This is a genomic window from Flavobacterium humi (assembly GCF_004745595.1).
Classification (GTDB): domain Bacteria; phylum Bacteroidota; class Bacteroidia; order Flavobacteriales; family Flavobacteriaceae; genus Flavobacterium; species Flavobacterium humi.
On sequence record NZ_SRLH01000004.1, the window covers coordinates 103,275 to 122,501 of the forward strand.

19 protein-coding genes are annotated in these 19,227 nt (G+C 39.6%); 3 read left to right on the top strand and 16 right to left on the bottom strand.

Annotated features, from left to right (window positions below; genetic code table 11):
- Positions 1–5: 5 nt before the first annotated feature.
- The 4 genes from E4635_RS08070 to E4635_RS08085 are packed head-to-tail and all read right to left on the bottom strand — an operon-like array spanning position 6 to position 3,619.
- Positions 6–854, bottom strand: a complete 849-nt coding sequence (locus tag E4635_RS08070) for an alpha/beta fold hydrolase (protein WP_135526130.1) — start codon at positions 852–854, stop codon at positions 6–8.
- 45 nt (positions 855–899) lie between these two features.
- A complete protein-coding gene (locus tag E4635_RS08075) occupies positions 900–1,679 on the bottom strand; it encodes a zinc ribbon domain-containing protein (protein WP_135526131.1) in 780 nt (259 codons plus the stop codon).
- A 3-nt stretch (positions 1,680–1,682) separates the two neighbouring features.
- Complete coding sequence (locus tag E4635_RS08080) at positions 1,683–2,798, bottom strand: Nif3-like dinuclear metal center hexameric protein (RefSeq protein ID WP_135526132.1); 1,116 nt, start codon at positions 2,796–2,798, stop codon at positions 1,683–1,685.
- Positions 2,799–2,809: 11 nt separating this feature from the next.
- Positions 2,810–3,619, bottom strand: a complete 810-nt coding sequence (locus E4635_RS08085) for a hypothetical protein (RefSeq protein ID WP_135526133.1) — start codon at positions 3,617–3,619, stop codon at positions 2,810–2,812.
- Positions 3,620–3,683: 64 nt separating this feature from the next.
- Here E4635_RS08085 and lpxK point away from each other — a divergent pair, with 64 nt between their 5' ends.
- Positions 3,684–4,703, top strand: coding sequence for a tetraacyldisaccharide 4'-kinase (gene lpxK, locus E4635_RS08090; RefSeq protein WP_135526134.1), 1,020 nt, complete (start codon positions 3,684–3,686; stop codon positions 4,701–4,703).
- Positions 4,675–5,487, top strand: a complete 813-nt coding sequence (locus E4635_RS08095; RefSeq protein WP_135526135.1) for a purine-nucleoside phosphorylase — start codon at positions 4,675–4,677, stop codon at positions 5,485–5,487. The genes lpxK and E4635_RS08095 overlap by 29 nt, the downstream gene beginning before the upstream one ends.
- Here E4635_RS08095 and E4635_RS08100 read toward each other — a convergent pair.
- From E4635_RS08100 to lipA, 3 genes are all read right to left on the bottom strand, one after another.
- Positions 5,474–7,675 (bottom strand): tetratricopeptide repeat-containing hybrid sensor histidine kinase/response regulator, encoded by a 2,202-nt coding sequence (locus E4635_RS08100; protein ID WP_135526136.1) that lies wholly within the window; start codon positions 7,673–7,675, stop codon positions 5,474–5,476. The genes E4635_RS08095 and E4635_RS08100 overlap by 14 nt on opposite strands.
- Positions 7,676–7,710: 35 nt before the next feature.
- On the bottom strand, positions 7,711–8,712 hold the full coding sequence (gap, locus tag E4635_RS08105) for a type I glyceraldehyde-3-phosphate dehydrogenase (protein WP_135526137.1): 1,002 nt from the start codon (positions 8,710–8,712) through the stop codon (positions 7,711–7,713).
- Positions 8,713–8,774: 62 nt separating this feature from the next.
- Positions 8,775–9,647, bottom strand: coding sequence for a lipoyl synthase (gene lipA / locus E4635_RS08110; protein ID WP_135526138.1), 873 nt, complete (start codon positions 9,645–9,647; stop codon positions 8,775–8,777).
- A 267-nt stretch (positions 9,648–9,914) separates the two neighbouring features.
- Between lipA and E4635_RS08115 the strand changes: the two genes are divergently transcribed.
- Entirely contained in the window at positions 9,915–10,709 is a 795-nt protein-coding gene (locus E4635_RS08115; protein WP_135526139.1) for a hypothetical protein, read from the top strand.
- A gap of 69 nt (positions 10,710–10,778) precedes the next feature.
- On the opposite strand, the gene E4635_RS08120 is transcribed toward E4635_RS08115, so the two are convergent.
- The 9 genes from E4635_RS08120 to recF all read right to left on the bottom strand — a co-directional run bounded on the left by E4635_RS08120 (position 10,779) and on the right by recF (position 19,130).
- On the bottom strand, positions 10,779–11,585 hold the full coding sequence (locus E4635_RS08120; protein WP_135526140.1) for an energy transducer TonB: 807 nt from the start codon (positions 11,583–11,585) through the stop codon (positions 10,779–10,781).
- A gap of 150 nt (positions 11,586–11,735) precedes the next feature.
- On the bottom strand, positions 11,736–12,284 hold the full coding sequence (locus E4635_RS08125; RefSeq protein ID WP_135526141.1) for an RNA polymerase sigma factor: 549 nt from the start codon (positions 12,282–12,284) through the stop codon (positions 11,736–11,738).
- A complete protein-coding gene (locus E4635_RS08130) occupies positions 12,275–13,387 on the bottom strand; it encodes a glycosyltransferase (RefSeq protein ID WP_135526142.1) in 1,113 nt (370 codons plus the stop codon). Before E4635_RS08130 ends, E4635_RS08125 begins: the two co-directional genes overlap by 10 nt.
- An 82-nt stretch (positions 13,388–13,469) precedes the next feature.
- Positions 13,470–14,081 carry an FMN-binding negative transcriptional regulator gene (locus tag E4635_RS08135; RefSeq protein ID WP_135526143.1) on the bottom strand — a complete coding sequence of 204 codons (612 nt, stop codon included), beginning with the start codon at positions 14,079–14,081 and terminating at the stop codon, positions 13,470–13,472.
- A gap of 34 nt (positions 14,082–14,115) precedes the next feature.
- A complete protein-coding gene (locus E4635_RS08140) occupies positions 14,116–15,309 on the bottom strand; it encodes a tetratricopeptide repeat protein (RefSeq protein ID WP_169630223.1) in 1,194 nt (397 codons plus the stop codon).
- Between the two features lie 297 nt (positions 15,310–15,606).
- Positions 15,607–16,620, bottom strand: coding sequence for a UDP-N-acetylmuramate dehydrogenase (gene murB / locus E4635_RS08145; protein ID WP_135526145.1), 1,014 nt, complete (start codon positions 16,618–16,620; stop codon positions 15,607–15,609).
- A gap of 29 nt (positions 16,621–16,649) precedes the next feature.
- Positions 16,650–17,324 (bottom strand): DUF2461 domain-containing protein, encoded by a 675-nt coding sequence (locus E4635_RS08150; protein ID WP_135526146.1) that lies wholly within the window; start codon positions 17,322–17,324, stop codon positions 16,650–16,652.
- A 1-nt stretch (position 17,325) separates the two neighbouring features.
- Entirely contained in the window at positions 17,326–18,021 is a 696-nt protein-coding gene (locus E4635_RS08155) for a rhodanese-like domain-containing protein (RefSeq protein WP_135526147.1), read from the bottom strand.
- 29 nt (positions 18,022–18,050) lie between these two features.
- Entirely contained in the window at positions 18,051–19,130 is a 1,080-nt protein-coding gene (recF, locus tag E4635_RS08160; RefSeq protein ID WP_135526148.1) for a DNA replication/repair protein RecF, read from the bottom strand.
- Positions 19,131–19,227: the final 97 nt, after the last annotated feature.

The following is a 19,227-nucleotide window of genomic DNA, read 5'->3' on the forward strand; positions in this document are numbered from 1 at the left end:
GGAAGTTATTCGGTTTCAAATAAAAACTGGTAAATGTTTTGGTACAATGTGTCGTCGTGCATGCTGTGTCCTAAACCTTTGGTTTCTATAAATTGAGCTGTTTTCCAGGCTTCGGCAATTTTTTTCCCTTCGTTTATCGATACCACATCATCATCCGAATCATGGGCGATCAAGCCTTTAATGGAAAAAGTAGCGGCAAATTTCCTTCCCGAAAAATCCTCAATCTTTTGTTTGTAGCTGTCCAGGTAATGATCTTCCAGCGTTTTCGTGATTTTGGCGTTCAGGCTCAGCATCGCGATATAATTTTGGAGTATAACCTGAAAATCACTTGGTGCTCCTAAAATAACCATTTTTTGGACTGCATCATCCGGGTAGGCATAATGGTAATACAGGCAGGTTTTTCCACCTATCGAATGGCCGATGATGTATTGTGGCTTGAATTTTTTTACGGCAATATGTATAAATTCTGCGTATTTCGGGATGCTGAATTCTTTGCCGCTTGACAACCCGTGAGCCGGTGCATCAATGGCAACAATGGTACAGCCTGATTTTTTGAGGTAAGGAATAAAGTTTTCCCATCGGGAAGCGTTGCTCTCCCAGCCATGGACCAGCAGGATGGTCACATCTTTCCCTTGCCAGGTATACGACTGGAAGGTGTGTTCGCCGTTTTTAAAGCTTTCCGTGCGGGCTTCTTTCAGGACTTCCGGAAGTTTGTCTTTGGATAATTTACCCGTCCTTGGTTCGCTAAAAAAGGCATACGCAAGCTGCGAAGCCTTTTTGGGATATACAAAACTCAATAAGTTAAGGTATAAACCAAGTGATTTTGCCAGGAAAAGGTAGCATAACTTTTGCATAGGAATCCAATAAAAAAGCTCCCGTATTTGGGAGCTTTAAGTTAACTATATTTTTGCAAATAATTGTTCCATTTTTTCTCTTTCTTCTTCAGCAAGAGCAGCATCAACCAAAATCCTTCCGCTGTGCTCATCAGTAATCACTTTTTTACGTGAAGCGATTTCCATTTGTGTTTGCGGCGGAATAGTGAAGAAAGAACCTGCAGAAGCGCCTCTTTCAATAGAAACCACTGCCAATCCGTTTCTTACGCTGGAACGGATCCTGTTGTAAGCCACTAATAAACGCTCTTCTATCTGTGCCTGGAATTCTTCCGATTTTTCAGATAGGAAATTTTCTTCTTTCTCCGTTTCGGACATGATAGCGTCCAATTCTGATTTTTTATGTTTCAAATGAGAAGATTTCGCCTCTAATTTTTCTTTGGATTGTGAGATCACTTCTTTTTTGTGTTCAATGGAAGCTTTCATTTCCTTAATATGCTTCTCAGCCAACTGGATTTCCAATTCCTGGAATTCCACTTCTTTTGTCAAAGAGTTGAATTCTCTGTTGTTACGAACGCTTTCTTGTTGTTTCGTATATTTTTTGATGGATTCCTTATGCCCTTCGATAGCATTTTTCTTCTCTTTGATCTGCTCTTCGATAGTCTCCAAATCACTTTTCAACTTTTCCAAGCGGGTGCTTAATCCAGCCACTTCATCTTCCAAATCTTCCACTTCCAAAGGTAATTCCCCTCTTACATTTCTAATTTCATCAATCCTTGAATCGATTAATTGTAAATCATACAGCGCTCTTAACTTTTCTTCAACGCTCAATTCTTTTGTAGTAGCCATATTTTATAAGTACTTAACTGGGTTTGTATTTTCTTCAGATAAAATGATCCTGCTTTTCAACAGGGAAGGTGCAAAATTAGCAATTTTTTTCGTAAGATAATCAACTATATGGTTTTTTGTAAATCTTTCACTTTCAAAATGCCCGATATCGGCCAGGAGCAATTGGTTTTCGGCTTCATAAAAGTTGTGGTATTTCAGGTCTGCGGTCAGGTAGGCATCGGCTCCTGACTGAATGGCATTTTTAATGGCAAAGCTTCCCGAACCTCCCAATACGGCAATTTTCCGGATGGGTTTCCCTAAAAATGCACTGTGCCGAATGCCTCCGCAAAGCATTTTGTCCTTTACCATTTGCAGGAAATCAGCCTCGGGGATTGCAGTCTCAAATTCACCGATCATTCCCAATCCAATCTGTTGGTGGGAATTTTGAAGGTCGTATATTTCGTACGCTACTTCTTCGTATACATGGCTGCTAAATAGTGCTTTAAGGATTTTGCTTTGGAGGTGTTTTTCAAAAATAACTTCGACCTTGATTTCAGTGGTGGAAGTTAATTCGCCTTTCTTTCCCACCGAAGGATTGCTTTTTTCATTGCCCTGGTACGTGCTGAAGCCTTCCGAGTTGTAACTGCAGTTGTCATAGTTCCCAATCGTTCCGGCACCGGCCTGCAATATTGCCTGGCGGACCTTATCGGCATTATCGGGTACCGTATACGTCACTAATTTCTGTATGAAATGTTGTTTAGGAACCAGTATCTTGGTTTTGGTCAAGCCCAGCGCATCGCAGAAAATCTTGTTTACTCCGTCCTGATGGTTGTCCAATGCCGTATGGACAGCATAAATGGCAATGTCATTTTTAATGGCCTTGATTACCGCTCTTTCCACATAATTCTTGCCGGTAATTTTCTTAAGCCCGGAAAATAGGATAGGATGGAAACAAACCACCAGGTTGCATTGTTTGGCGATGGCTTCGTCGATAACATTTTCGAGTGCATCGTGGCACACCAGGACCCCGGTAGTTTCCAAATCGGAATTTCCGACCAGGAGCCCGACGTTGTCAAAGTCCTCGGCATAGGCCAATGGGGCCATTTCTTCTAAGATTGCAAGTATTTCTTTGATTTTCATAAGTATAGTCTTTAGTCGCAGGCCACTCCAAATAAATCGAGGCATTTGCCCCAGGTTTCCGTTACGGTGCCTTTGCCGTTTATAGTATAAATTGCTCTTGAAGGAAAGTAATTCTCTGATTTTGAAGGCGAAACTCCCCAAATGAAATCGTCATTATAGGTCAGGAAACGGGAGCCGATATTGGCGAAAATTTTTGTTTTTACAGTTTTATTTGAATAATCATGTTTCTGATTGTCAATATATTGGTTTATCTTCTCCTGTTCTTTTGTATAATTTGCCCCATAGGTAAGAGGCAAAGGTTTTTTCGAGCAAATCAGCGGATGCCCACATTTTTCCATATCATATTCTGTAATGGGAAATGCCAGGATACTGGAAATGCATTCGTCATAAGAATATAAAACGTTTTCAATTTTGACTCTTTGAAAGCTTTTCGTCCCATAAATATAATAATAAGGAGCGGTTATTTTTTTCACTTCATTTTCGAGTTCAAGGTTCCTCATCAATTTGAAATGACCGATTGTATCTAAATAGTGTACATTTTTAGGTTGTTGCCCGAATAATGTCAAAGAATCTTTTTTACCTATTTTATCAAAAACAGCATTCAGGGGAGTGTTTTCTTCGCCGTAAACGTTCAATTCGTAAGTAATGGCCATGGTGTTCTTCGATAATTCATAAACCGCCAAACCGTCAAAAGCAAATGGAGAAGGATCCTGGATAGTCTCTGTTCCGGTTTTGGCCGGGGTATTTTCGGCCTGTTTTTTTTCTTGCCTGCAAGCGGCGAATGTTAAAATCAGGAGAAGGAAAGTGATCGGTTTGTGCATTTTTGATACTAGCGTTGAATGATGCGAATTTGAACCAAAGATAAAAATTACCTACATTCGTATCATGAATTTATTAAGAAAAATACTTTTTCCTTTTGCGGTTTTATATGGTTTTATAACCGGGATCCGTAATTTCCTCTATGATAAAGGAATTTTAAAATCCTATTCGTTTGCTATCCCTGTTATTGCCGTGGGGAATCTCAGCGTAGGAGGAACAGGAAAAACCCCTCAGATAGAATACCTGATCCGGTTGTTATCCCCAAACTATAAAATAGCGGTTTTGAGCCGCGGTTACAAAAGGAAATCGGAGGGTTTTATTCTGGCCGGTGCCAATACCAATGCGGAAGAAATAGGGGACGAGCCTTTTCAGTTTTTCCGGAAATTCAAAAATATACAGGTTGCCGTTGATGCCGACAGAAGGAACGGTATCACCCAATTGCTTTCCCAACCCGTAAAACCGGACGTGGTATTGCTTGATGACGCTTTCCAGCACCGAAAGGTAAAAGCCGGTTTTTATATCCTGCTCACGGCATACGATGATTTGTTTTACAATGATTTTATGCTACCCACGGGAAATCTCCGCGAAGGCAGGAGCGGTGCCAAAAGAGCTGATATTGTAATTGTGACCAAATGCCCGGCTTCCATTCCTGAAGCGGAACAAAAGCAGGTAAAGGCGAAAATCAGTAAGGATATGCCTGTTTTCTTTACGTATATAGACTATGACGATGCGGTGTTTTCAAATGATAAAAAACTGGCCGTTAGTGAAATACAAACTGTAGATAAAATTCTTTTGGCGGGAATTGCAAAACCGGAACCTTTTTTCGCATATTTGCAGGCTGCAAAAAACAAAACGATGGTGTTCCCGGACCATCATAATTTTACGGGACAGGATATCGAATCAGTCATGGAAAAAGCGGCAAACCGCATGATTGTGACCACAGAAAAGGATTTTGTCCGGCTCGAAGGGAAATTGCCAGCGGAACAGCTGTTTTATCTGCCGATAAAGAGCGCTTTTATAAACAATGAAAATGAATTCAATAAAACAATTATAGATTATGTGGGAAAAGGTTCAGGAAACAGTTGATTTTATTATGGAAAGGACCAATTTCAGCCCGGAATACGGTGTGATTTTAGGTTCGGGGCTTGGAGGGTTTACCAATGACATGGAAGTGGAGCATATTTTGCCTTACAGCGAAATCCCTAATTTCCCGGTTTCAACAGTGCAAGGCCATACAGGTGCTTTGGTTTTTGGGGCGATCAAAGGGAAAAAGGTAGTAGCGATGCAGGGCCGTTTTCATTATTACGAAGGCTATGACATGAAACAGGTTACGTTTCCCGTTAGGGTAATGAAGAACCTCGGGATAGAGAAACTAATTGTTTCCAATGCTTCCGGAGGTGTAAATTCCAGTTATAAGGTAGGATCGATTGTTATCATCAAAGACCATATCAATTTCATGCCGGAACATCCTTTGCGAGGCGCAAATGACGAACGGTTCGGCCCTCGTTTTGTAAACATGAGCGAGCCGTATAGCCGGAAAATGAGGTTAAAAGCCAAAGAAATTGCCTCCGATTTGAATATTTCAGTACAAGAAGGAGTTTACCTCGGGCTGCAAGGGCCTACTTTTGAAACCCTTTCCGAATACAGGATGGTTAAGATTTTAGGTGCCGATTGCGTCGGGATGTCGACCGTGCCGGAAGTAATTGTGGCAAGCCATATGAACCTGGAATGCTTCGGGATTTCCGTTATTACCGATATGGGCAACGAAGAAAGCATCGATACCATTACACACGAAGAAGTTTTGGAAGCGGCCAAAGAAGCCGAACCTCATGTCAGGAATTTAATCAAGGAATTGATTACGCAATATTAGTTTCAACCAGCAGGTTAGTCTCGATGATCTTATACAGATTGTCGGGATTAAAAGGCTTGGTAATCACATCATTCATCCCAAAAGAAAGAAGCATTTCCCGGTTTTCATCCAAAGAAATGGCCGTTAACGCAATAATAGGTGTCCGTTTGTCAAATTTCCGGATTTCTTCAGTAGCAATGGTTCCGTTAATCCCCGGCAAATGCACATCCATCAAAACCAAATCGTATTTATTGAGTTTTAACTTAAGGATGGCATCTTCTCCTGTTTCGCACAATTCACAAATAATCTGTTTTTTCTCGAGGATTTTACGGGTAATCATCTGATTGATTTTATTATCCTCTACCAGCAAGATTTTTTTATTGATGAATATTTTCGGGTTTTTAATGATGAAATCTGTCGGTTTGGCTATTTCTTCGCCTATTTCAAAATCGAGGTTAAAAGAAAAAACAGAGCCCGTCCCGATTTCGCTGGAAACATTTATCCTTCCGCCCATCAGCGAAACAAGGCGTTTTACAATAGTCAGCCCCAAGCCTGTGCCACCGTATTTCCGGTTGATCTCGACAGAACCTTGTGAAAAACTTTCAAAAATGGATTCCAACTTATCTTTCGGGATACCGATCCCTGTATCCTGGACTTCAAATTTCAGGCTGCAGTTTTTGTCGTTCCGGTGGATGAGTTTCGTATTTACGGTTATGGTTCCGTTTTCGGTAAATTTTAAAGCGTTGTTAATCAGGTTGATGAAAATCTGCGATAATTTTGTCGGATCTCCAATAAGGAATTCAGGCACATCTTTGTCCAGGTATAAAATGAAATCGTTATTGTTCTGGCTGGCTTGTTCCTTGAGTGAATTCTGGATGTTATGTAGCAACTCCTTGATATCGAAACTTATTTTTTCAATTTGGATGTTGTTTGATTCAATTCGGTTTATTTCGAGGATCTCGTTAATGTAAGTCAGTAAATAATTTCCGGAAAACTTCAGGGATTTCAGGTATTCGATCTGGCTCGCTTTGGGTTTGTCTTCCAGTAAGATGTGGGAAATCCCGTTAATGGCGTTCAAAGGAGTCCGCAATTCGTGGCTTACCGTCGAAAGGAATTCCGACCGCGCCTTGGATGCTTTTTCGATGCGCTCTTTGGCAATTTCAAGCTCATTGTTTTTTTCGCGCAGCAATTCGTTCGATTTATTCCGGATGATGTTGTTTTTGTACAAAGACAAACTCAGCAGCGAAAGGATCGTAATCAGGGCGATACTCAGGATATTGATAAGTTTGGAGAATTTGCCGGCTTTTTCCTGTTCTTTTTTCTCTTTGTCGAGTTTTTCCATCGAACGCATCATTTCGTCTACTTTCACCCTTTCAGATACAGTGTTTTGGGACTGGAATTTGGAAATGGATTGAATGGAATCGTTCAGTTTCGTATGGATTTTTAAGTAAGCAAGCGAATTTTTGGTTTCCGATAATTGGTCGTAAACCTCGCTCATTTTCTTCGAAATCTTCGATTGCTGCTCCAAATCGTTGTTCTCGACGCTTAATTCATAAGCTCTTGTAAAATAATTCAGGGCCAGGTTGTTCACTTTCCCTTTTGCCTTGATTTGCCCTAATTGGTACAAGGCCTCCGATTGCAGCTTAAAAGTGTCTTTGTTTTTTGATAGATGGACTAATTCTTCCAGTGTTTTTTCGGCAACGGAATCTTCGTTCTTTTCCAGGTACAATAAGGCTTTTTGAAGTTTTACCGTGTTTTTTGCATTGGTCAGGTCGATGCTTTCATAGACTGAAATTGATTTCTCGAAATAGGATTCAGCCCTTGAAAAATTCTCCTTCTGCATGTAGCACAAACCCAGGTTGTAATAGCAAAGGCCAAGTTTTGCGCTGGGTTCCGCAGCATTTAGAATGGAAACGGAGCGGATAAGTTTTTCGATGGCATCATTGTATTTCTTTAAATCGATATAAATGATGGCCAGGGTAAAATACCCATTCGCCACAGATAGGTTGTTTTTGCTTTTCAGGCCATATGTGATAGACTTGTTGGCATTTTCCAGCGCCTTGTCGAAAACTTTGTGGTTTTTATTGTAAATGGCCGTTTCGTTGTAAAAAAGGCAACTGTCTATTTTTGATACGAACAAGCCGCTATCCTGAGGAAAAGCAGTGCATGCCGTCAAATAAAATAAAACAAAAAATAAGCCTTTAAACATTTTTGGAAATTCAATAAAAAACAGCCTAAATATAATTATTTTTTGTCAATAAGTGTTATTAAGTCTATAATTCTGCTGGAATAACCTATCTCGTTGTCATACCAGCCTACTACTTTTACCATTTTGTCGATGACTGAAGTAAGCTGCGAATCGAACAGGCAGGAGTTCCTGTTTCCTAAAATATCAACCGAAACGATAGGGTCTTCCGTATAGGCCAAAATCCCTTTAAGTTGATTTTCAGCAGCTTTTTGAAAGGCTGTATTGATCTCTTCAATGGAAACTTCCCGTTTTACATTAAAAGTGATATCGGTCAGCGAACCGTCCGGAACCGGGACACGTATACCGCAGCCACCCATTTTTCCGTCAAGTTCCGGGAAAATTTTGGTCAGTGCTTTGGCAGCTCCGGTAGTCGTTGGGACAATCGATTGCGAGGCACCTCTTGCCCTGCGCAGGTCTTTATGGGGCTGGTCGTGCAGGCTTTGGTCTGTGGTGTAGGAGTGGACCGTTGTGATATAAGCCTGTTCGATGCCGCATAATTCCTGGATGACTTTTATCATTGGAGCAGCGTTGTTTGTGGTACAGCTGGCATTGGAGATAATCAGTTCGCTTCCGTCAAGGATGTGTTCGTTTACCCCTAAAACCACAGTTTTGATGTTTTCCACTTCAGCCGGTGCGGATAAAATTATCCTTTTGGCACCTGCTTCTATATGCTGGTAAATCTCTTCGTATGTTTTGTATTTTCCGGTTGATTCCACGACAAAATCGATATCGTGTGATTTCCAATCCAGGTTCCGGATGTCTTTTTCATGGAAGAAAAAATACGGTTTGCCATCTACCAAAACCGAATTTTCATCATGCGAAACGATATTGGGCAACACGCCATGGATACTGTCGTATTTCAACAGGTGCGCCATTGTTTTGTTATCTGCAATGTCATTAATTGCTACAACTTCAATTGAAGGATGGTTGAGCAACAACCGGAATAAATTCCTTCCGATCCTTCCAAAACCGTTAATGGCAATTTGTGTTTTTTTCAATGTAAATGGTAATTTTAATAGTGATAGCTAAACCAGAACCCGTTATTTTTCTATCCTGAAAATTATAAAATATGCTTTTGCGCATGGTATGAAGAACGGACCAAAGCACCGCTTTCTACATGGCGGAAGCCCATTTCTTTCCCTATTTTTTCGTATTTTTCGAATTGTTCAGGGGTGATGTATTCCTTTACGGGCAAATGTTTCTTGCTCGGCTGCAAATATTGACCGATAGTCACGATATCTACATTTGCATCGCGAAGGTCTTGCATGGTTTGGATTACTTCTTCTTCCAGTTCTCCCAATCCGAGCATGATCCCGGATTTTGTCCTGCGGATGCCTTGTTGTTTTAAGTAACGTAGCACTTCAAGGCTTCGGTCGTATTTTGCCTGGATCCGGACTTCACGGGTCAGCCTGCGCACTGTTTCCATATTGTGGGAAACAACTTCAGGATTTGCAGCGACGATACGGTCTAGGTTTCTTTCAGAGCCCTGGAAATCAGGAATTAATGTTTCAAGCGTGGTTTCAGGATTCATTCTTCGGATGGCTTTGACGGTTTCGATCCAGATAATCGATCCCATATCTTTCAAATCATCCCTGTCAACACTGGTAATCACCGCATGTTTGATATTCATAAGCTTGATAGAGCGCGCCACTTTCTCTGGTTCGTCCCAATCTACGGTTTCCGGGCGGCCGGTTTTGACACCGCAAAAGCCGCAGGAACGGGTGCATACATTTCCAAGAATCATAAAAGTTGCTGTCCCTTCACCCCAACATTCTCCCATATTCGGGCAGCTTCCGGAAGTACAGATCGTGTTTAATTTGTACTTGTCGACCAAGCCGCGCAATTCGGTATATTTTTGACCAATGGGAAGTTTTACCTTCAGCCATTTTGGTTTTCCTGTAGGAAGTATATTTGATTCTGTAACAGTTTCCATAAAAATGCTGTTTTTGCAATGCAAAGATAAAGAAAGATTGATGATTAAAAGATTATTGATTTGAGTTTTATGAATATTTTGACGTTCTGCCCCGGGCCAAATCCAGATGCGCCAAGGTTAGTTACTTTTATATTATCAAAAATGATTCCGGGGATTAAATTATAAGAAAATCATTTGCGGGATTTAATGATTTAATAAATGAGCTGTCGTAGGGAAATAGAAAAATTCAATTAAATTTGTAGGAATATTAACCTATAAATTTCAATTATGAAAAAAACTATTTTTTACGTTTTTGCATTGGCTTTTTTTGCCGTTGGAAACGTTTTTGCACAATCTACCACAGAACAACACCTTAATTCCGGTATCCAATCTGCCGTGACAATCCAACAGAATGGGGTAACGGCCGGTAAAGCTGTAAATCAGCTGGTAAAAGAGATTACGATACTTGGAACTCCCAATGCGGAACTTTTTAATGATAAAATGTACGCTCAGGTAGCATCGGTACAAAACAATTCAGATGATGTGCTTTATTTTATGGATTTGGCCAAGAATGCTTCTGCTGTTCCTTTTTCAACTCAGGAAATTGACGTGCTGACATTTGACTTGGTAAGCCTGAATGACGAATTGATGTATTATACCAACCAAATCGTGGAGGCTTTGAACAATAACAATAACGATGGAGCGCTTTCCCTTGTTCCTCAGGTTCGGGATGTTTTGGCTTCACAGAACGATAAAGCGGGCCAGGTTATTGCTAAAATCGAATGGATAAAACAAGCGGTTAAGCGGTATAATGTTTGTATACAGACTGTTGATTATTTAGGTAATCCGGTTCCGGGTTCCGATTTGCGTGGTTTTTATGCTCAAAATATGACTACCGGAGAATATATTTATCCAACAAACCAGGAAGGGAATTGTTTTGAGAATTTGCTTCCGGGAACTTACCGATTTGATTCTTATGATGGCTACTGGAGCGGAACTTCTTCTGAAGAAGTAACACTTTCCGATAGTTTGGTAAACGCTAATGGAGTGATCATCGTTAATTTGGTTTATTGGTCTGAATAACAACGGATTGAAATCATAAAAAAAAGGTGTTTGATAAATTCAAACACCTTTTTTATTTGGGTTGCTAACTTACTGCATTTTAACAACTATCGGTAGTGAATAAGAAGTCCTTACCGGTTTTCCTTTGTAAATTCCCGGTTCCCATTTGGTTTTAATCGATTTTAAAACCCGTATGGCTTCTTTATCCAAACCATATCCAGGGCTTCTTGGAACAGTAATGTTGGTAAGGCTTCCGTCTCTTTCTACTACAAAATAAACGATAACTTTTACTGTTTTTTCTTCATCAATAGAAGGTGCTTCAAATTTGTTGCCTACGATTCTTAAGAATTCGGCTATTCCTCCAGGGAAATTCGGGTTTCTTTCCAGGCCAACTGATGGCAAGATTGCCGTAGGATCTACTTCAGGCCCAGGATCAGTTACTGTTCCTCCAGTATTCCCGCCAGTTTCCGTTCCCGTTCCTGTAGTACTGGTATTGGTGGAAGGAGTTGTTGGCAAATCTGCATTTGTAGGGATTTCCGTTGGTGTGGCATCTTCTCGTTTTACTACTACAGGAGTGGCAAATTGTACCGGCGCTTTTGGTGCCGTATTCGCGACTGCTGTTTGAGATTTAGGCTGTTTTATATTAGGCTGAAATTTTACATCAACCGTCCTTAATACACAGTCGGGATCAATGGGTTCTACTACTTTGGGTTTGTCGAATGAGCTTAAGATCATCGGCAATGCAGCAAGCCCGGCCATTAGGGCCAATGCGCTAAAGAAAGCCTTCATTGTGGTTTTACCATCTTCCTGGCGTAATTTGTACGCACCGTATTCTTTGTTTTTTCCTTCAAAAACCAGCTCCAGCCATTCGTTTTTGTTAATGTTTAACTTTGACATAATTTTTCGGTTTATAATTAATAATTTTCTATAGCTATAAAGAATAGGAAGAAAAAACCGTGCCAAAATTTTGTTAAATCAGGAAATAAAACAAAATATTAATAAAAAGATTGCATTTTGCGTAATTCGAAATGATGGTAAAAGAAAGATTTAAGATCGGGTAATGATCTCGGCTAATAATTTTTTTGCCCGTAACAATTTGATCTTTACGTTGTTGAGTGGTTCGTTGACTTCGTCGGCAATTTCCTGGTAACTCATTTCCTGGAAATAACGCATTTGGATTACTTCCTGGTAAGCCGGTTTCAATTCTTTGATAAACTGAAGCAAACGTGATAAATTTTGTTCCGTAATCAATTTGTCTTCTGCAGAAGGAGAGGAATCGGCAACATTGTAGGCAATATGGTCTTCTTCGTCTGTAATATCGATAAAAAGCGAAGATTTCTTTTTCCGGAGCAAATCAATATGTACATTTTTGGCAATAGCGATAAGCCAGGTATTGAATTGAAATTCAGGATTGTAAGTAGCTATTTTGTCAAAAGCCTTTGAGAAGGTTTCAATGGTAATGTCTTCTGCATCTGTTTCATTTTCAGTACGTTGCAGCATAAAGCCGTATACTTCATTCCAATATTTATCGAGAAGAAAAGTAAAAGCAACCTGATCGCCTAATTTTGCTTTTTCTATTTGATTTTTTATTTCCAAGTGACTGGTTTTGAGAAAATATTCCTAAAAAACACATTTAATTGTGTGAATATAAGTATTATTTCGATAATTGGATACCAATACATTACATCTTTTTCTTTTAGTTTGCCTGCAGAAAATCCTAACGACATCCAACTGATCAGGTATCGGAAGAAAATCAGCGCCAGGACAATGATCCATTCAAATTGGAATAGCAATAATATAATAGGCAATACTAAAAATAAGAATTGGGAAACATAGAATAGTCCCAATTGTGTCTTGTCAAAGGATTTATAATGCTTTGCAGTGGAAGCATGGCGGCGCTTCTGCATAAACCAGCTCCCGAAAGTTGTTTTGGCCTTCGAATAGGTAAAACTTTCCTCATTGTAAGCGATAGCGGTTTTTTCCTTGGTAGCGGTTTCGTTGATAAATAAATCATCGTCTCCCGAACGGATTTTCATGTGGTGTACAAAGCCGTTTGCATTGAAAAATTCTTCTTTTTTGTAGGCTAAATTCCGCCCGACTCCCATATACGGTTTGCCCAATCTTGCCCACGAAAAATACTGCGTTGCAGTCAGTAAAGTTTCAAAACGGATGATTTTGTTCAGGAAACCAGGTTCTTTTTCGTAAGCTCCATATCCTAAAACAATGGTTTTATGCAAGGTGAAATGGGATGTCATTTCAGAAATCCATTCCCTGGAATTCGGGTAACAATCGGCATCGATAAAAAGGAGGTATTCCTTGGTAGCGGCTTTGATCCCAAGTGTCAGGGCGAATTTTTTATTGCCCCAAAAGGCTTCGTTGTTTTCTACTTTTACCAGTTTTACATTGGCGTATTTTTTTTCGAATTCTTCAAAAACTTCCAGTGTTTCATCCCTTGAAGCGTCGTCAATCAGGATGATTTCAAAATTGGAATAATTCTGGTCGGCCAGGAGTGGAATGAATTTTTTTACGTTTTCTTCTTCATTTTTAGCGCATACGATTACAGAAACGGAAAGGTGTTTCGGGGTGCTTGCCTGTGGTTTCAGAAATGAAAATTTACCAAAAATAAGGCCATAGTACACCACTTGGATGAGGGTAATCGCGGAAAAAATGTAAAGTAAAACGAGTAAAAATTGCTCCATAAAACCAGTAAAAAATAATGGAGCAAATGTAGTTATTAATTGACAATGTACAATTGATAATTTGTAATTATAAATTCGTATATTATTTGTTTTTTTTCATCTCCAGGGCAATTTGCTTCGCGTTATGATCGTCTGAATTTTCCAATTTGGCAATGATGTTTTGGTAGTTTTTCGCATCCCGGTTTTGGGATAGTTTTTTTATCGCTTCGAGTGAAGTGATTTCAATTTCAAAAGCGATAATGCCGCGGGCCTGCATCATGGTTTTTGCGGACAAATCTTCCACCCGGATTGGTTTTTCAGAATTTTTCTCGTACTTGTCCACTAATTTTTTGAGCGAAAGTATTGTTTCTTCAGGGGTTAAAATAGAGATCTTCCCGTAGGCGTGTACCGCAAGGTAATTCCAGGTCGGGACATTTTCATGATCGTACCAGGAAGACGATATGTAGGAATGCGGCCCGGAAAAAACAGCCAGGACTTCCGTATTTGCCGCAAGGCTTTTTCCCTGCGGGTTTTCTTTCGAAATATGCCCTACCAAAATATCCCGTCCGTTCGGGTTTTGATCCAAAATCAAAGGAATATGCGTGGCACAAGGCCTTCCGTCGGTTTGATTGATCAAAATAGCAAAACCGTTTTCGTGGATGAAATGCTGTATTTCTTCGCGGTTTTCGTTTTTGTAGATTTCAGGGATGTACATATCGGCAAAAATTGTAGTTCTAAACTTTCGTTTATTAGTTGAGTTTCTCGTTTAACTTTTTTATCTCTTCTTCCGTAAAATTTAATTCAGCAGTATACTTCTTCAATTTTTGTTTGCTAATCTTTTTTAAAGGAGAATAATAAATATAATCGCTAAAGCCAGCCAACTGCGCCATAGGGTCTTCACTGTCGGTGTTTTCTTTATTGAGTAGTTTCTTTACCACTTTTAGGACTTCTTTTGCGCCTTTTTCTTCATTGAATCGTATAATTTCTTCAGGGACATTGGGTGGCATCATAGTCATTGGCATATGGGCAATTTTGGGTAGGTATTCTACCAATATCTGCCAGGAGCTTTCATCTTTTACTTTTGACATAATTTCAGAAAGGTTTGTAATCGTGCAAGTTGATACGTCCGTGTTGAAAAGTTTATGTGTTTTTTCCAAGGCCGGTTTTCCTATTTTAGCTAAGATCTCAGTGGCTTTTTCTTCAACTCCATTGCCATGATTTGTATGGATTTTTAATATAGTCAAACAAATATCAATTGTATAATCTTCACTTTCGGATTTTTGGATTTTATCCAATTTCGATAATTTTGCTTTTGCATCATTTTGTTCAGAACTGAAGAAAGTCACTACCTCAAAATTCTTGTCGTTATATTCAATATTTGAAAAATAAGGAACATGATTATTAAAAATTGCCTTTTTGTTAAATTCATCCTGCTTTATTTTGTTGCCTGAAAGTTCATAAAGTTCGGACAACTTGTTGAGGATTTGAGGTTCTTTGGGATATTTTGATAATAACTTCATTAAATATTTTTCAGCTTCATCGTATTTTTTGAGCTGAACATAATTAGTAGCAATATTGAATGTTGCTTCATCATTAAATTCGTCCAGAGCTGAAAGTTTTTCAAATGCCTGGTTCGATTTTTCGAAAGCTCCCTTTAGCTGATGGATTTTGGCAATAATGAATAATTCCTCATTACTGTCCGGGAATTTATGTGTAAGATATTCTAAATCTGCTAAAGCGGATTTTAGATTTTCTTCTTTAAATTGAGTGTCATCAAATTTTAGTTTTTCATTTTGAGAGAGGTAAATGCTGTTTCCATCTATGTTTTTTTTGCCAATCCCATTTTGGTATAACTCAAGGCTTAGCTGGTACCGCCCTTTTATCAATTCAGGAACACTGCCAAACATATCAATCCCACTTTCAATAATATTCAGGCCGTCCAATAATTTTCCACTCCTGAAAAGAGAAAGGCCATAAATACCAAAGGCTTCCGGGCATTTTTGGTTCTTTTCAAACAATTCTTTGGATTGCATTACCGCTTTTGCGCTATTGTTTTCCTGCAACGAAATTATTACCTTGTTGAGTTCATTTAAAATAGAATCATCGCATTTTATATACGCCTTTTCCAATGCAGGATAATCAAATATGCGTCTGTTAAAACTCTGGGAAAAACTTGTCAATGACCAAAATAGCAATAGGATTAGAATGGAAATGTTTTTTTTCATGTCTTTATTTTAATATTAAATCACATTTACTTCCGCTTCAATCGCGATTCCGTATTTTTCAAAAATGGTTTTCTGGATATCTTTCGAAACATTCAGGATTTCCTGGCCCGTCGCGTTGCCGTAATTGACAAGGACCAACGCCTGGTTTTTATGGATTCCGGCATCGCCAAAACGTTTTCCCTTGAAACCAGCCTGTTCAATGAGCCAGCCAGCCGGGACTTTGACTTCCGTTTCAGAAACGTCATAATGCTTTATTTCTGGGAATTTCTCTTTTACCTGGTTGAACAATGTCCTGGAAATGATTGGGTTTTTGAAAAAACTTCCGCTGTTTCCCAATTCTTTAGGGTCTGGCAATTTGCTTTGGCGGATGGCAATTACCGCATTGCTCACATCCTTTAATGCCGGGTTTGAAATGCCTTTGTTTTCCAGTTCTTTGGCAATATCACCGTAGGAAATATTGATTTTATGGTTCTTTTTTGTCAGTTTGAAAATAACAGAAGTGATGATGTACTGGTCTTTGGCTTCGTGTTTGAAGATGCTTTCGCGGTACCCGAAACGGCATTCTTCTTTGGTAAAGGTCTTCATTTCGCGTGAAGCGATATTCATGGCGTCGCAGGAAATAAAAGTGTCTTTTATCTCGGTTCCGTACGCCCCTATGTTCTGAACAGGCGTAGTGCCTACGTTCCCGGGAATGAGCGACATGTTTTCCAATCCGCCGAAATCCTTGTCAATGGTCCAAAGCACAAATTCATGCCAGTTTTCGCCGGCCTGGCCTTCCACCCAGACAAAATCATCGTCTTCTTTCAGGATTTTTTTTCCTTTCAGGTCGATATGTACGACCAGCGCGTCTACATCTTGTGTAAGGAGCATATTGCTTCCGCCGCCCAGGATGAATTTCTTCTCGTTCGGGTTCTCTTCCAAAACAGTTTCCAAATCTGCAATGGAATGGACGGCTACAAATTTCCGGGCCTTGGCTTCGATGCCAAAAGTGTTGTATTTTTTTAAGGAAAAATGATTTTGGATCTGCATGTAACTATCAGCATTTAAAAATTTAATATTTAGTCTTCTGTTTCCAAAGCACGGTTCAAAAACTCGTTGAGCGGCTTGATCAGGATTAGTTTTTGGGCAATTTTTTTGGAGAAATCCTTGTCTGAAAATAATTTGTCATCAATTTTTCGGGAACAGGTGAAACTTTTTAATTTCAGGAATTCGATAGCCGGATGATCCGGTTCGTAACCTTTCGGTGCCTTTTTCAATACGTTGTTTTCTTCCCGGTCAATCTCCCCGAATTCTTTTTGGAAGGCAGGATCAGTTGCAATTCTTTCCAGGTCGTCATAAAAAAAAGCAATTTCCTTTCGTATTTTTTTCAGCTCTTCTGCTTCCGGGCACCAGACACCGCCGGCAATAAACGAGCTCCCTTTTTCAAAATGGATGTAATAGCCGGGGCTGTTTTTCCTGTTTTTATTGGTGGTCAGCCAAACACCCATATTGGTTTTGTACGGCGATTTGTCTTTTGAAAAACGAATGTCCCGGTTAATGCGGAACGTGCAATTTTTGACTTCCAATAACTCTAATGAAGGATCAAGGGGTTTCATTTCATCCAAAACCGAAGCAATGAACTTGTGGTACTCTTTCTTGTAATTTTCGTACCGCTTCTTGTTGGCGTGCATCCATTCGGTATTGTTATTGGCTTTTAGGTCGTCAATAAACTGAATAGCTTCTTTAGAAATCATGCTACAAATGTTTTTTTAGGTCTTCTTCCGAAATATAACCGGTATTCCTCCAGGTTTCTTTTCCGTTTTCATACATGATAATGACAGGCAAACCGTCTAATTTCAGGCTGTTAACCAAAGTTTTGTTTTTATCGGCATCTAGCCGGACAATGGTCATTTTGCCTTTCAGGTCTTCCTGCATTTTAGTAATGTAAGGCGTCATTTTTTTGCATGGGGCACACCATTCGGCATAAAAATCAATCATTATCTTTTTGTCCGATTGGAGCAATTCATCAAATTCCTGGGAACACATCCCGATAATTTTATCACTTGGGGCAGATAATCCTGACGCATTCCATTTCATAATGCCGCCGTCAAGGTTGTACACTTTTGTAAAACCCAATTCTTGCAGTTTATGGGCTGCCTGCGCGCTTCGTCCTCCTACTTTGCAGTATACGAAAACGGGTTTGGTTTTGTCGTATTTTTCCGCTTTTGCTGCAAAATCATCTCCATTCCAATTTACATTCGCGGCATTTTCAATATGTTCGGCAGTATATTCCTCAGGAGTCCTGACATCCAACAATTGCGGATGGTCCGAAGATTTCAATTTTTCGGCAAAGTCTTTGGCTTCAATGGTTTGCACGGTTTCAGCGTTTTGTCCCTGACAGCTCGCAAATAAAAGGCAAAGAGAGAAGAATTGTAGGATAAATGTTTTCATGATGCTGAATTTTATAGCTAAAGTAAGAATTAAAGATTAAATATTTTATAACTCTGATGCGTTGATTTTACGATATTTTCGGTTCTTTCCGAATGCGTATCCGAAATAAATAACTGCCCGAAATCATCATTGTTGACCATAGCCACGATTTTTTCGACCCGCGTTTCGTCGAGTTTGTCAAAAATATCGTCAAAAAGCAAGATGGGTTTTTCGCCGCTCTGTTTTTTTACGAATTCGAACTGGGCCAGTTTCAGGGCGATCAAAAAGGATTTCTGCTGGCCCTGCGAACCAAATTTCTTAATGGGATGATGTCCTATATTGAAAGATAAATCATCTTTATGGATACCAACGCTTGTGTACTGCAAAGCCCTGTCTTTATTGATGTTTTCCTGCAAAAGCGATAACAGGTCCTGCTGGCTTAACTGGCTTTCGTATTCCAGTTGGACCGTTTCGGAAGAATTGGAGATGTTTTGGTAAAAAGCATTGAAGATCGGAATGAAATCATTCAGGAATTCCTTTCTTTTCGTATATATGTTATGCCCGAAAACATTCAGTTGTTCGTTGTAAATTTCCAGTGTACCGGTTTCAAAAACACGGTTGACCGCAAAATATTTCAGCAAGGCGTTGCGCTGGCCCAGCACTTTTTGGTACTGTATCAGTTCCTGTAAATACTGGCTGTCGAGCTGCGAAATGACGCTGTCTATGAATTTTCTCCGGGTTTCGCTGCCTTCCCGTATCAGGTCGGCATCGGTTGGCGAGATAATAACCAAAGGTATGAACCCTAAATGGTCCGAAAACTTCTCGTATATTTTCCCATTGCGTTTCAGGATTTTCTTTTGTCCTTTTTTCAGGCTGCAGAGGATGCTTTCCGTCCGGCCCTGTTTCTCGAATTCCCCGTCAATGACAAAAAAATCGGTACCGTGCTTAATGTTCTGTACGGCAAGGGTGTTGAAGTAGCTTTTGCCAAAGGCCAAATGGTAAATGGCATCCAGTACATTGGTCTTGCCAATGCCGTTTTTGCCGACAAAGCAGTTTATTTTATGTTCAAACTCAAAATTAGCTTCGCTGAAGTTTTTGAAATTAAATAATGAGATTTTTTTTAAGTACATAAAATACTGGTGATTGAGTGTTTACGGCAATATGTAAACGGATATTTCTATTGTGGCCGCAAATTATTAAAAATATAGTGAAAACTTGTTTTGTTTT